Genomic DNA, 13,931 nt, shown 5'->3' with positions numbered 1-13,931 from the left:
TATCAATAATCAATTGCATGATCTTTCTGTACAGCCGCACCGCTGTATACTTTCTTCGAAGTCCATGGTTGTGCCGGGGCAGACCAGAAAGGATGCGACGCAGGCAGTCCCAATGCCAGGAAACCGGTACTGCACAAGTACAGGCTGCCCGTGGAAGTATACACATCCGCTATTTCCGGCTGATGGCCACAGAAACCGATTTGCAGCCATCCTTTTTTATCAAAAGTGCCGGCCGCTTCAAATATTCGTTTATTCACTGCCGTTAGTGCGCCTCTGACTTGTGCCGGAGATATTGCCGGTGGCAGTTTATCCTCCAGTGCGATCTGTGCCAATGCCTGAAAAGCCGCATTGCGGTAGGGCATAGACCGGCCCACTACCGGGAAGGTTCCTTCCGGTGATATTTGTCTTTCGAGAATATCCGCATACCGTTGCATCCGTTTCAATGCCAGTTCATAGTTAGCTTTGCTGGCCTCGTCTTTTTCTGCCATTACTTTCAGCACATCCACCAGCATTGGCTGGATCACGAAAGAGTTGTAATAATCGTAATGGAAGTGAGCGCCATCACCGTACATGCTATCGCCTTTATACCACTCCATGATTTTCTGTACAGCGAGATCAATGGGCTTGCGGTCCCAGTCGGCGCCGAATTTCAGCAGCATCGCTTCAATGATGGCAGAGAATAACACCCAGTTATTCGTAAATGCTTTGATACTCCGCAGGCTGGTCAATGCGGCTATTACCTGTTGCTGTGTTTGCGCAGGTAATTTCCCCCATACTTCCCTGGGTGCGCGGAGTAATCCATGCGCCAGGAAAGCACCGTCTACCAAAGGTTGTGCATCAAATTTACCTGTGAAGTTCATATAGTCGGGCGATGCCGGGTCTACCGCCATGGCCACGGCCTTCCGTGTCATTTCCAGCATGTCGATGCGCCGGCTGCCTTCCATGGTGTTATCGGGGCCTAGTTCGAGCCATGGTGCTATCCCTGCCAGCGTTCTCCCAAAGGCTTCCAGGTAAGTAACTTTATCCACGGGCTTGGCATAATTGGGGGCTACTTCGGTAGGCATAGTGGCCTTCAGTTTTCCTTCACTCAACTGCTGGATAACGGGGCGGCATATACGAAGCATCAGATCCAGGTTATAGCGCCGGTCGTCCGGTGCTGATTTCTCTGTTGCCATCGCATGCAGCAGTCCTTTCTCCGAACCGATAGTGCTGGCTACTCCCGCCATGGGAATAGCTTTGATAAAAAAACGTCTGTCCATGGAAAAATATTTGCGGCGTTATTTCGCCCATTGCTTATACCGCAGCAATGCTTCTACAAAATAATAATCAGCATAGGTGAGCGGTACATCCACTTCAGATTTATGTGGTAAAGATCCTACGCTGTGCATGAGTATAAAATGATTGTTTTCTCCTTCTTTCGCCAGGTAAGCGGGGCTGCAAAGACTGGTCAGCATTTTTTCTGCGGCGTTCCAGTAACGTTTGCCATCTGCTTTGCTGGTATAACGGCTTAGTTCCAGTAATGCGGACGCGGTAACTGCTGCGGCAGATACATCGCGCAATGCATTCGGAATATCTGGCGCATCGTAATCCCAGTAAGGCACAAGATCAGCCGGCATATGCGGATTATTCAGGATAAAATCGGCAATATGACGGGCTTCTTCCAGGTAAGTTTTATCTTTTGTATCGCGGTACATGAGGGTATAGCCATAGAGTCCCCAGGCCTGGCCACGCGACCAGGCAGAGCTGTCGGCCAGGCCCTGGTGTGTTCTGCGCTCCAGTACTTTGCCGGTAGCCGGATCATAATCTATGACGTGATAAGAACTATAGTCCGGGCGAAAATGGTTCTTCATCGTCGTGTTGGCGTGTATCCTTGCGATCTCTGCAAATCGCTTGTCGCCGCTTTCACGGGTAGCCCAATTTAGCAATTCCAGGTTCATCATATTGTCGATGATCACCGGAAATTTCCAGGTACCATGATCCCATGATTTAATACAGCCGATAGTGGGATTAAAACGGGTAGACAGCGATTTGGCGCTGGTCAGCAAAATGGATGTATAAGCGGTATCCTTTGTAATGCGCAGGGCGTTGCCAAAAGGACAATACATCATAAAACCCAGGTCATGGGTGTGAGTATTGTATTGCTCTTTTTTCACGAGCGCCATCCGTTTCAGGGCTTCATTTTTAAATGCCGGATCCTTTGTATACTCAAAAAGATACCAGTTGGTACCGGGATAAAAACCGGATGTCCACCAGGTAGAGTTGGACGTCATCAGGCTGCCGTCTTTATTGGTAGAGCGTGGCAATACGCTGTCCGGCACATGCGCCATCATTCCTTTATACTGACGGGCGGCAAATTGCAGGGCGGCATCTGCCTTTGTCAGCAAAGCTTTATCGGCTTTACCGGATTGTGCATACGTTTGCATCAACAAAGCAGGCAATAACAGGAGGGTAAAGAACAGGTTCTTTTTCATAATAACGTGATTATAGAAGGTTCATTTCTTTTTTCCGCTGCTCTTTGCTGTACCAGCAGAAGACTCGCGGGCTATCAGTTGAATAGGTATTATTTCCTGTGAATAACGTGGTACATTGGATGGAGCGGTATGAATCAGTTCCATCAGGGCGGCTACAATTCTTTCGCCCATCATAACGGGATACTGGTCTACGCTGGTCACCGGCGGCGTCACAATTTCGGTACGCGGATCATTGGAATACCCTACTATTTTCAGGTCTTCCGGCACCCGCACATTGATTTTGCGGCAATACTCCATGATAGTGATGGCCGTAGTATCGTTGGAGGCAAAAATGCCATCCGGGTAAGGTGTCTGTGCAAATATTTTCTCGCAGGTCTGCCAGGCATTATCGCGTGTCAGTTCGTGGTAGAAGACGCGCGATTTTTTGAAGGGCAGTTTAAACTCCTGCAACGCATTCTTATATCCCGAAACCCTTTCCACATATAGATTACAACTCAGCGGACCGGATATATGTACAATATCCTTACAGCCTTTCTCAATCAGATGGGTGGTTGCCGTATAGCCACCTACGTAGTCATCTCCCTTGATCACTTTTACGTTGTAATCTTTGGGTACACGATCAAAAAAGATAAGCGGAATATTGTTGTCTTTAAATACATCAAAATGAGAAAAGTCGGTGGTATATAACGTGGTAGAAACTACCAGACCATCCACCCTGGCGGAATACAAAGTATTTACCAGGGTTATTTCCTGTTCATAGGAATCGTTCGACTGGCAGATGATCAGGTTGTAACCGTGCTCCTGCAGTTTATTCTGCACGATGGTGCTGATAGCAGCAGGAAAGAACATCGAGATACGGGGTACAATGAGCCCGATGGTTTTGCTTTTGTTATTACGCAAACCGGCGGCTAACGCATTTGGACGATAGCCCAGTTTGCGGGCCATCTTCTTCACCTTATCTTTCGTACGTGCACTGATGTTAGGATTATCATTCAGGGCCCGTGATACCGTGGATACAGAGAGTTTCAGCTCCTCTGCAATGTCCACAATCGTTTTTTCAGTACGTTTGCTCATGTAGTGTGACAATTAGCTGTAAGTGTGCTGTTACCTTCCCATCCAGCCACCATCCACTGTAAGGATAGTTCCGTGTACATAGTCAGCCGCTCTGGAGGCCAGGAATATGGCGGGTCCGGCAAAATCTTCCGGTTCTCCCCATCTGCCTGCCGGAATACGGTCCAGTATAGCGCTGCTGCGCTGCTGATCCGCTCTGAGTGCTGCTGTATTGTCCGTGGCGATATATCCCGGTGCTATTGCATTCACATTGACGCCTTTGGAAGCCCATTCGTTGGCAAATGCCTTCACCAGCGAACCTACGGCTCCCTTACTCGCCGCATATCCCGGTACATTAATACCGCCCTGGAAGGTAAGTAAAGACGCTGTAAAGATAACTTTTCCGCTTCCACGGGCAATCATTCCTTTTCCAATTTCCCGGGTCAGGATAAATTGGGCGTTCAGGTTGATGTTGATCACCTCATCCCAGTATTCATCCGGATGTTCTGCCGCCGGTTTCCGGAGAATGGTACCGGCATTGTTCACCAGGATATCAATCACCGGCACCTCTTTTTCCAGTTGTTGTATAAAGGCATATAAAGCGGGGCGACTGGAAAAATCACATTGATATGCCTTAAAATCACGGCCCAGGGCTTTCACGGCTTTCTCTACGTCGCTCCCGCTCAACTCCAGCGAAGCCGACACGCCGATTATATCCGCTCCTGCAGATGCCAGGGCCAAGGCCATCGCTTTTCCGATACCACGCTTGCAACCTGTTACCAGTGCCGTTTTTCCCTTTAATTGAAATAAATCCATGAGCAATATATTTGGATCTTTCCGCAGACCATAAATAGCCTGCGGAAAAAGTTACTGAATAGTTACCTGTAAAGGTTGTCTGATCTTTTGTGCAAATGTTTCGAGGTAGCTGAACCACTCTTCTGCGGAGGTGATCCTGCCGCCTTTATTCCAGGCCGCTCCAAAATAGTATTCATAAGGCTGTTGATTGCCGGCTGTACCCGGACTCAGCAAATGTACTGCGTCTGTTTTCATACCGGGAACTTCCCGGGCAAAAACGCAGCCGGTGCCGATGGTGCCATCTTCTCCATGTGCCGGTTCCCAGTAACCCATCACGCCGGTTTTCTCATCCAGTAGTACGGTACCTGGTTCTTTGCGTCTTACAATACCGGTGACTACGGGGATCTCTTTCCCTTTAAAGCTGTATTGCAACTGCATTTTATTGAGCTGTGATCCGGCATCCAGGGAAATGGTTTTGGTAACCGTGACCGCTGTATTTCCTGCCTGCCAGCTATCATAGGTGAGGCTGAAAGTAGTACGGAGCGGACCATTGTCCAGGGTTTTCGACTGCCGGTAGTTCTTCGGGAAGTAGATGGTGTCTTTGCCGGATGGCGCGGTATCGCCTGCTCCCAGGGTTAAACCAACGCTATAATAATCCAGGCCTTGTCCGTTGTCATGATGATAATTGTCCAGTTTATACCAGGTATCAATCACCATATCGGTAGTACGTTTCGCCCACACATCAATACCAAAGGCCATTTCCTTTGGCACCTGTTCCAGGGCTTTGCCATACATGCGGTAAGCCATGCGGTCATTCTCCCAGGCATAATCATCTTTACGCTCCGGTACATAACGGCCGTACGCCTTTGCCTTTACCGGTGCAGGCGCGCCTTCTACCACATTGGCACGTAAGGTGGCCGCTGCGGGCACAGTTACCTGCAACAATATTTTCTTCGCGGTTTTACCACCTTCATAGAGCAGCTGGTAAGCAATTTCTTCTCCGCTTAATACGTCTACTATTTTAAACTGCTTCTGGGTTTGTTTGGATAACCTGGCAGCAAATGTTCCGTAAGGGATTTCTACAATTTCATCTATCCTGTTAATACCAGTGTTATTGGAGATGACTACCGGGGCCGGCGTGTTTTTACGCAGGTCATACTTGATCAGTTCTGATCCCGCTAACAGGAACGCCCCTACGCCATATACTTCTGTATCGTTGGCTGTAGCCTTTCCTGGTGCAGCACCTATTTCCTGTACAAAACCCAGTTTGCCATTGGGTTGCACGCAGCCTGTCAATGCCTGCCATCCTTTCTGTATGACCGGCAAAAATGTTTTCTCGGGTAACAGCCCATTATTCACACCCCACATTAATGCATATACGTAGAAACCGGTGCCGCTTGTTTCCTTTGCCGGGTAGCTATCCGGGTCCAGTAAGCTTGCGTGCCAGGTGCCGTCTGCGGTTTGTAACGCGGCTATTTTATAGGCCATTTGTTTATACAGATCCTGGAAACGTGCTTTCCCGGCATAGCCGGTGGGCATATTATCCAGCATACGAACCAGGCCGCCCATGACCCAGCCGTTGCCACGACTCCAGTATACATTGGTGCCATTCTTTTCCTTCTTACCGATATAACTGCCATCGCGGTAGTAAAGACTATCCTGTTTGTTATAGAGGAAGTCGGTGGTTTTCCACCACAACTTATCCGCCGTTTCGAGGTAGCGGGCATCTCCGGTAGCGGTGCTTAAGTAAGCCAGGGCCGGAGGTCCCATAAACAAGGCATCGCACCATGCCCACTCGCGGTGGTGAATACCATTCTTCCATTCGAGTGATTCCGTATGCGGCGCCGCTACAATACTATCTGCCAGCTGACGGAATTTATCTATCATCACGGGTTGCTTATATACGCTGTAGAGCTGTGAATACAGTTGTCCTACGCAGTATTCATCTGCGAAGAAACGGTCTGGTCCTGTATTCCAGCTATTGTCTTTTCCTACCTGCACCAGCCTGTCCACAAAAAAGGGATTGGATGTTACCTGGGCCAGCGACATCATACCGGCGTACATGGCGCCATTGGTCCAGTCGGTAGGGGCGTGATTCCAGCCATTGGCGGTAATATGACGCCATTGCCAGGAACCCACTTTCTCCATTTGTGCACGTACTGCAGCAGCGGTATAGGCATCGGTAAAAACGGCGGCATGCTGTCGGGTTACAGGTCCGGTGGCCTGCACCGGTAAGCCGGCATGCAGGAAAGTCAAGCTCAGCAAGCTTCCTGCGATAATTTTTTTCATCATCATGATAGCAGCTAATTATCAGTTCATTAACGTAGTTCCGTGATCTTACAGAAATCCATATCACCATAGTCCAGGTTCTCACCGGCCATTCCCCAGATAAAGGTATAGTTGCTGGTTCCGGCGCCTGAGTGTACAGACCAGGGCGGAGAAATTATCGCCTGTTCATTCTGGATCCATACGTGGCGGGTTTCCTGCGGTTGTCCCATAAAGTGGCAAACAGACTGACCTTCAGGTACTTCGAAATAAAAATACACTTCCATTCTCCTGTCGTGTGTATGCGCGGGCATGGTATTCCATACGCTGCCTGGTTGCAGTTCTGTCATTCCCATCTGCAGCTGGCAGGTTTCCAGTACACTGTTTACCAGCAGTTTGTTGATGGTACGGTGATTGGAAGTTTCCAGCGTGCCTAACTTCACCACTTCTGCCTCGTTTTTAGACACTTTGCGGGTTGGGTAGCTATGATGTGCCGGCGTGGAATTCAGATAAAATTTAGCAGGCGTCTGTGCGTTTTTGCTATGAAAGATCACCTGTTGTTTTCCCCTGCCGATGTATAACGCTTCTTTGTAAGCCAGTTCAAACTTTTCGCCGTCTACTTCCACGATGCCGTCGCCACCTACATTGATCATTCCCAGTTCCCTTCTTTCCAGAAAGTACTCCGCTTTCAGCAGATCTATGGTGTCCAGTGTTACGGGGCCCTTCACCGGCATTGCTCCACCAGTGAGGTAGCGGTCATAATGCGTATGCGTCCAGGCAATATGGTCAGCATTGAAGATGTTCTCCATTAAAAATGCCTGTCTCAGTTGTGCAGTATCCATTTGCTTTACCTCCACCGGACTGCTGGCGTACCTTGATTCGAACGTGGTGCTCATATGATATCAGATTGTTTAAAATGATGGCTATTTTTTCTTTGTCTGGTAAGATAATCCTGTAATTTTCCCCTTGTTCACTTATTGCCATACCGGGGTATAGGAGCATATCGCTATGCTGCCTCCTGCCAGACCCTGAAAACTCTAAAGTAATGCAAACGTTTGCAATAATCAAGCATTTTCTTAAAAAAGGGAGTAACATCCGCCTTTTGACCGATCATCTTGTTGATAGATGATCATGTATTGCCTTGTTAATGCTTTATAAGTGGTTTGCATAAACCTGCTTTATTAATATTTTTCAACTAACCTCACTTCCGGCTCATCACAAATCCAACCGTATGTTTCCCCGTAAGTGCCTGCCCTCTTGATTTCAGGCTGATCCGGGTAACCTGCCGGCCCCATACGGGCGACAAGCGGGCGTCTTCTACCGGCTGCTGTTCCAGCACTACTTGAAATAACGCCGGATCATAAGTCAGCAGAAGGTTAGCAGTTTCGCCTTTCAATACTACCTTGCCAGGAACTGCTGTATCTGCAGGCAAACAAGTCATAAAATGCAACAGGAACGGGGCCTTCCAGGCAGTCAGCTGATAAGCTTCTGACAATTGCAGCGTTGTCTTGTCCGGATTAAAGCGGAAAGTACGTTTCCACGACTTTACCATGGCTGCTTCCGGATAAGCTGCAGCGATATCCATGCTTAAATTATTGTGGCTGTACTGCACTGCGTTTGCCTGGAACCTGCGTCCATCCTGCTGTTGCACCCCGTTTATAGTAGGGCAGTTATGCCATTGCGACTGCATAAACCACAGCTTATAACGATCGGGACTAAAGGTTTGTTTGGTATACGTGCCTACTCCTACATCGATTAGTGCGGGCTTGCCATCCATGTACAGTACGAAATTTCCTACGTCATTGTGATTATGGCTTTCGGCATTGTGACCTCCCTGCGCCGCGAAGAATAAGCCTTTTGATACACCCGACTGGGAGCGCAGGGATAAAACCTGCAAATCCGGTAACCAGTTCTCCGGGGTATAAGGTGCAGCGGCTTTAGCTGCCAGCAGGGCAGCCCGGTATTCCACGTTGTAAACAAAAAATGCGAGAGAGGGCGCTTTTACCCGGTTAGTGTCGGGGTTTTCCAGGCGCGACAGATAAGCCGCGAAGTTGATCAGCAGCGGATCATTAAAAGTAGTGCCATACAGGTATACCGTATGTGCCGGCGGAATGGTACTGGCAGAAGCATCTGCAAAATTCACAAACCGGCTGCTATCCACATGCATTTTGTAAATATAGGCGCCGATGCGGTGAATCAATTCATTGTTACTCCAGTTTAACCGGTGGGCAGAAGCGCTGTTGAGCAGATCAATAAACTCCGCCAGCTTACCACCGGCGTGGCCCCAGTAGGTGGGTCCTTCGTCGCAGCCGCCATCGTTGGGATAACCATTCACGAAATTATCGGCACTGCGGATCGTTTTTTCAATGACCTTATTTCGTATATCCGTCTCATTTACACACAATAAAGCAGTTTGCAAAACATTGGTATTAATCCAGATATTCCAGTTATTCACGCTGCGGCCGGTCCATCCCATCCACCAGAAATCCTTCCGCTTCAGGTAAGGTGTTATAATCCGTTGTTGCAGTTCATAAGTAATACGTTTGTTCACGATCGGTGAAAACTTATCCAGCTGATCATGTAATAAAAATTGAGCCCAGCTGACGGTGGCGGCGGTTTCCCCGGCAAACAGGTCTACCACCGGTTCTGTAGGATCGGGCAGGTCACTGCCCGCTTTCTGCGCCCCGATGTGCGCCGGCAAGACCCAGGTGCTTTCTTCCAGGATCAGCCACAGGCCATTGACAATTTGCGGGAGGTACTTTCCGTTACCTCCCGCCAGTTCCCCTGCCACCAGCGCCGCCAATACTTTCCGGCGTTCAAACTGGGCATTTTCAAAATTTACCCGGTTACCATTATCACGGTATTCGAGGTACAAGGTAGCCGGCAGGGAAGGCCAGTTAAAACTCATCGCTTTATCTGCTTCCCGGAGCAACAGATTTTTGCTGGCGACCGGCAAGGCCGTTGCTTTATCCGTAATCGATTTATACCGTTCTTTCTTCCATTGGGCGACTTCGCTGAAAGCAGCATCCCCGCCACCACGCTGGTATTCCTTATACAGGTAATTCCTGGTGGTATCGCCCGCCTGTGCTGTTACGCTATTCGGTAGGACAATAAGCAAAACGGCATAGACCAGATTTTTAATGTTCATTTGACATTTATTTTAATAAGATAGAAAACAGAGATGAGATAATCATTAAAAAAGAACCGGAAATCCGGTCAGAAACTAACTTGTTTATGGATGTAAAAAGCTGCTTTACATATACTTTATGAGTTCATGATCACAGCCTGCTGTCCGAAATGGTGACGCTTCCGGTGGCAAGGAAAACTTTATGAGGGAGCTGCTCCCTCATAACATGGAATTACGGTATCAGCCCGGGAAATCCTGCTGATCCAACCAAAAATATTGAATTATTCTATAATTTCAAACGTTTGCATAAATATTTACAGCGGAAAGTGTTTCCCTCCCCTGGCCCTGTCTGATAGCAGATTAACAATTTATAATTCATTCCTAACATGCTACCACCTGCTATTTGAGCACTATAATCAAATAGTCAAAATCTTATCATGGATTAACATTTTACTATCACCAGCCGGAGCAGTTATTTACTACTTTAGTGGCTATGAACGCTTACTTACAAATTCATCAGGACGATAATGTGCTGGTAGCCTTACAGGATCTGCCAGTAGGAACTGATATATCATTCAACGGACATAACATTCAACTTCAGCAAAATATTTCTGCTAAACATAAATTCCTGATCAACGATATACAGGAAGGCGACCCTATCACGATGTATGGCGTACTGGTAGGAAAAGCCAGCAAAAACATCGGTAAAGGGGAAACCATTACCACTGAAAATGTGATTCATGATGCGAATGCCTTTCATGAAAAAGATGCTTCATTGGAATGGCAGGCACCTGATGTGAGCAAATGGGCTGATCGCACCTTTATGGGCTACCAGCGTGCAGATGGACAGGTAGGTACCCGCAACTACTGGCTGGTTATTCCATTGGTTTTCTGCGAAAACAGGAATGTCAGCGTAATAAAAACCGCCTTTGAAAAAGGACTGGGTTTTTCTCCGGCCGAAGTATATAATGAACAGGTAGCAGACCTGGTTGCCCTCTATAAAAATGGTGACCTGGAAGCTATCCAAAACTATGAAGCAGGTGCGCTAACGGAAACGAATAAACGCAATATTGTTTTCCCGAATATTGATGGTATTAAGTTCCTCACGCATGAAGGCGGTTGTGGCGGCACCCGCCAGGACTCCGACGCTTTATGCGCTCTCCTGGCCGGCTATATCCACCACTCCAACGTGGCGGGTGCTACTATCCTGAGCCTTGGCTGTCAGCATGCACAGGTGTCTATCCTGCAGGAATCATTGAAAAAACTGAACCCGGCCTTCAATAAGCCGGTACTGGTATACGAACAACAAAAAAGTGCGTCTGAATTTGCCATGCTTTCCGCCGCCATCAAGGATACTTTCCTGGCGCTGGTAGAAGCAAATAAGCTCAATCGCCAGCCAAGCCCGCTTTCCAAACTGGTCATCGGACTGGAATGCGGTGGCTCCGACGGCTTCTCCGGTATCTCTGCCAACCCGGCGGTAGGACATACCTCCGATCTGCTGGTGGCATTGGGTGGTACCTCCATTCTCTCCGAGTTCCCTGAACTCTGTGGTGTGGAACAGGAACTGATCAACCGTTGCCAGACAGAAGAAACTTCCGATAAATTCATCCGTATCATGCGTGCGTATGAAAACCAGGCCCAGTCTGTAGGATCAGGTTTTTATATGAATCCTTCTCCCGGAAATATCAAAGACGGTCTCATTACCGATGCGATCAAATCTGCCGGAGCAGCCAAAAAAGGCGGTACTTCCCCGGTTACAGATGTCCTGGATTACACGGAATATGTAACCAAACCCGGGCTGAATCTCTTATGTACTCCCGGCAACGATGTGGAATCCACTTCCGCTGAAGTAGGATCCGGCGCCAATGTAGTATTGTTTACCACCGGCCTCGGCACCCCTACCGGCAATCCGATTGCCCCGGTAGTGAAACTGGCTACCAATACCAAACTGGCTACCCGCATGAAAGATATTATCGATATCAATACCGGTACTATTATCAGTGGAGAACAAAGCATTGCCGGCATGGGCGAAGAAATCCTGGAATACGTAATCAAAACCGCCAGCGGTGAAGTACATACCAAAGCAGAACAGTTAAACCAGGATGATTTTATTCCCTGGAAAAGAGGCGTTTCCCTGTAAGCCAGCAATACACAACTCATACAAATAGAAAACGTCCGGGCAGAAGTCCGGACGTTTGTTTTTAACTTATGAGTATCAAAAAATATTCGCTTATTTAATCCAGTTTCACCTGCTCCATTTTAGGTGCAAAGAAGTGCATCACACTCCACGCCACCAGGTAAGCTACACCGCAAATAGTAAAGAGCACATTGTACCCGATACCGATGTTGCCGATCAGTTTATAGTGATCCAACATCCCCCCGATCACGATCGGGAATAGCGTACCACCAATAGAACCCGCCATTCCTCCAAGTCCTACCACAGAACTTACTGCCCGTTTAGGGAACATATCGGAAGCTGTTGTGAAAATAGTGGCAGACCAGGCCTGGTGGGCCGCAGTAGCCAGACTAATCAACGCGATCGCCAGCCATAAACTGTTGGAATATTGTATGAGCATAATAGGTACCACACAAAGTGCAAAGATCAGCATAGACACTTTACGCGCCTTGAAAACCGGCCAGCCGGATTTGATCAGATGGGAAGATAACCAGCCACCACCAATGCTTCCGAAGCTGGTTACAGAGTAGATAATGATAACAGGGAGACCCAGACTTTCTTTCATATTCACATGGAAGATAGATTCCAGGTAGCCGGGCAGCCAGAACAGGAAAAACCACCACACCGGATCTGTCAGTAATTTACCAAAAATGAAAGCCCACGTTTGTCTGATTCCCAACAGTTTTCCCCATTTCACCGGTTTGGGCTTCTCTTCTTCTATTTCCTGGTCAGAATGAATATGGTCAAATTCTGCCTTAGATAATTTTTTATGACGACTGGGTACTTCGTAATAAATCCACCAGAAAATCAGCCAGATAAAGCCGATGGCGCCTGTCCATACAAAAGCATTTCTCCAGCCATGATTGTTGGCCAGCCAGTATACCATCACCGGACCAACCACTGCCGCGATATTGGAACCGGAATTAAAAATGCCGGTAGCAAATGCCCGCTCTTTCTTGGGAAACCATTCCGCCGTAGCCTTAATAGCCGCCGGAAAGTTGCCCGCTTCACTCACCCCCAGGATAGACCTCACCACGCCGAAACCCAGTGTAGAACGCACCAGTCCGTGCGCCATTGCTGAAAGGCTCCATACCACAATAGATACGGCATAGCCCAGCTTTGATCCGATTTTATCCACCAGTGCACCGAAAAACAGCAGACCTATAGCATAAGACGCAGAAAACGCCATCACCAGGTTACTATAATCAGTTTCTGACCAGTTGAATTCAGATGAAAGATCCGTTTTGAGCAATCCTAAAATCTGTCTGTCTATATAATTGATAGTGGTGGCTACAAATAAGAGTGCGCATACCCGCCAGCGATACTTACCTAAAGTTGTGGAATTCATTACGGTCTGTTTGGAATTTATAAAGTGTATAAGTTACTTCATCGCCTTGAGAATTGCAAACGTTTGCATTATTTTCTCTTTCAGTCCTCCCCAGTCTTTACTTTCAATCAGGGATTTAGACAGCAGGTTAGATCCCATACCCACGCACACCACGCCTGCATCAAACCAGGCATCCATGCTGAGCTGAGTAGGTTCTACCCCACCGGTTGGCATAAATTTGAGTTGCGGAAACAACGGTTTTATTGATTTTACATAACCTGGTCCCAGTACATTTCCAGGGAATAATTTCACCAGTTGTGCCCCGTTCTTCTCTGCTACAGATATTTCAGTTGGCGTCATACAGCCGGGAATCCAGGTGATCTGAGCCGACTGGCAATAGGCCGCCGTTTCAGGATCTGTAACCGGGCATACAATAAAGTCGGCGCCCATACCTGCATACACAGCGGCATCAGCAGCGTTTTTAATCGTACCGATTCCCAGGAACAGGTCAGGCATCGTCGCTACTTTTCTATCGCGCATCGCAGCGAAGTTCTTACGTGCATTTTCTCCCCTGCTGGTAAATTCAAATACGCGCAATCCGCCATCATAACAGGCTTGCAGTACATCCAGGCAAACAGCTGCATCGTCATGATAGAAAACAGGAATGATCCCACTTTGCTCAAATGCAGCGATAATGATCTCAGAACTCGGTGCCATATG

General features: G+C 48.0%; 10 protein-coding genes. 1 reads left to right on the top strand and 9 read right to left on the bottom strand.

Translation table 11 applies throughout. The features are described from left to right. Nucleotides 1-2: 2 nt before the first annotated feature. The 7 genes from BMW79_RS08865 to BMW79_RS08835 all read right to left on the bottom strand — a co-directional run bounded on the left by BMW79_RS08865 (nucleotide 3) and on the right by BMW79_RS08835 (nucleotide 9,729). Nucleotides 3-1,259, bottom strand: a complete 1,257-nt coding sequence (locus tag BMW79_RS08865) for a DUF2264 domain-containing protein (RefSeq protein ID WP_089893341.1) — start codon at nucleotides 1,257-1,259, stop codon at nucleotides 3-5. An 18-nt stretch (nucleotides 1,260-1,277) separates the two neighbouring features. Beyond that, nucleotides 1,278-2,471, bottom strand: coding sequence for a glycoside hydrolase family 88 protein (locus BMW79_RS08860; protein WP_089893340.1), 1,194 nt, complete (start codon nucleotides 2,469-2,471; stop codon nucleotides 1,278-1,280). Between the two features lie 21 nt (nucleotides 2,472-2,492). Next, entirely contained in the window at nucleotides 2,493-3,545 is a 1,053-nt protein-coding gene (locus tag BMW79_RS08855; RefSeq protein WP_089893336.1) for a LacI family DNA-binding transcriptional regulator, read from the bottom strand. A gap of 30 nt (nucleotides 3,546-3,575) precedes the next feature. Beyond that, nucleotides 3,576-4,337, bottom strand: coding sequence for an SDR family oxidoreductase (locus tag BMW79_RS08850; protein WP_177192088.1), 762 nt, complete (start codon nucleotides 4,335-4,337; stop codon nucleotides 3,576-3,578). A gap of 51 nt (nucleotides 4,338-4,388) precedes the next feature. Further along, nucleotides 4,389-6,611 carry a DUF4861 family protein gene (locus BMW79_RS08845; protein ID WP_089893330.1) on the bottom strand — a complete coding sequence of 741 codons (2,223 nt, stop codon included), beginning with the start codon at nucleotides 6,609-6,611 and terminating at the stop codon, nucleotides 4,389-4,391. A gap of 23 nt (nucleotides 6,612-6,634) precedes the next feature. Beyond that, a complete protein-coding gene (kduI, locus tag BMW79_RS08840; protein WP_089893327.1) occupies nucleotides 6,635-7,477 on the bottom strand; it encodes a 5-dehydro-4-deoxy-D-glucuronate isomerase in 843 nt (280 codons plus the stop codon). Between the two features lie 305 nt (nucleotides 7,478-7,782). Further along, nucleotides 7,783-9,729 carry a heparinase II/III domain-containing protein gene (locus tag BMW79_RS08835; protein WP_089893324.1) on the bottom strand — a complete coding sequence of 649 codons (1,947 nt, stop codon included), beginning with the start codon at nucleotides 9,727-9,729 and terminating at the stop codon, nucleotides 7,783-7,785. A 472-nt stretch (nucleotides 9,730-10,201) separates the two neighbouring features. Here BMW79_RS08835 and BMW79_RS08830 point away from each other — a divergent pair, with 472 nt between their 5' ends. Then, on the top strand, nucleotides 10,202-11,848 hold the full coding sequence (locus BMW79_RS08830; protein ID WP_089893321.1) for a UxaA family hydrolase: 1,647 nt from the start codon (nucleotides 10,202-10,204) through the stop codon (nucleotides 11,846-11,848). Nucleotides 11,849-11,942: 94 nt separating this feature from the next. On the opposite strand, the gene BMW79_RS08825 is transcribed toward BMW79_RS08830, so the two are convergent. Together BMW79_RS08825 and BMW79_RS08820 are read right to left on the bottom strand one after the other, a co-directional pair. Beyond that, complete coding sequence (locus BMW79_RS08825) at nucleotides 11,943-13,232, bottom strand: MFS transporter (RefSeq protein ID WP_089893318.1); 1,290 nt, start codon at nucleotides 13,230-13,232, stop codon at nucleotides 11,943-11,945. 33 nt (nucleotides 13,233-13,265) lie between these two features. Further along, nucleotides 13,266-13,928: a beta/alpha barrel domain-containing protein gene (locus tag BMW79_RS08820; RefSeq protein WP_089893315.1), complete on the bottom strand. Its 663-nt coding sequence runs from the start codon at nucleotides 13,926-13,928 to the stop codon at nucleotides 13,266-13,268. Between the last annotated feature and the right edge of the window lie 3 nt (nucleotides 13,929-13,931).

This window comes from Chitinophaga arvensicola (assembly GCF_900110835.1).
GTDB classification, from domain to species: domain Bacteria; phylum Bacteroidota; class Bacteroidia; order Chitinophagales; family Chitinophagaceae; genus Chitinophaga; species Chitinophaga arvensicola.
This window is presented reverse-complemented; position numbering and strand designations above follow the sequence as displayed.

Excerpts from the sequence above, each read along its gene's own strand:
- BMW79_RS08835 (WP_089893324.1), bottom strand. The coding sequence starts at position 9,729 with ATGAACATTAAAAATCTGGTCTATGCCGTTTTGCTTATTGTCCTACCG.
- BMW79_RS08865 (WP_089893341.1), bottom strand. The coding sequence starts at position 1,259 with ATGGACAGACGTTTTTTTATCAAAGCTATTCCCATGGCGGGAGTAGCC.
- BMW79_RS08820 (WP_089893315.1), bottom strand. The coding sequence starts at position 13,928 with ATGGCACCGAGTTCTGAGATCATTATCGCTGCATTTGAGCAAAGTGGG.
- BMW79_RS08825 (WP_089893318.1), bottom strand. The coding sequence starts at position 13,232 with ATGAATTCCACAACTTTAGGTAAGTATCGCTGGCGGGTATGCGCACTC.
- BMW79_RS08855 (WP_089893336.1), bottom strand. The coding sequence starts at position 3,545 with ATGAGCAAACGTACTGAAAAAACGATTGTGGACATTGCAGAGGAGCTG.
- BMW79_RS08830 (WP_089893321.1), top strand. The coding sequence starts at position 10,202 with ATGAACGCTTACTTACAAATTCATCAGGACGATAATGTGCTGGTAGCC.
- kduI (WP_089893327.1), bottom strand. The coding sequence starts at position 7,477 with ATGAGCACCACGTTCGAATCAAGGTACGCCAGCAGTCCGGTGGAGGTA.
- BMW79_RS08850 (WP_177192088.1), bottom strand. The coding sequence starts at position 4,337 with ATGGATTTATTTCAATTAAAGGGAAAAACGGCACTGGTAACAGGTTGC.
- BMW79_RS08845 (WP_089893330.1), bottom strand. The coding sequence starts at position 6,611 with ATGATGATGAAAAAAATTATCGCAGGAAGCTTGCTGAGCTTGACTTTC.
- BMW79_RS08860 (WP_089893340.1), bottom strand. The coding sequence starts at position 2,471 with ATGAAAAAGAACCTGTTCTTTACCCTCCTGTTATTGCCTGCTTTGTTG.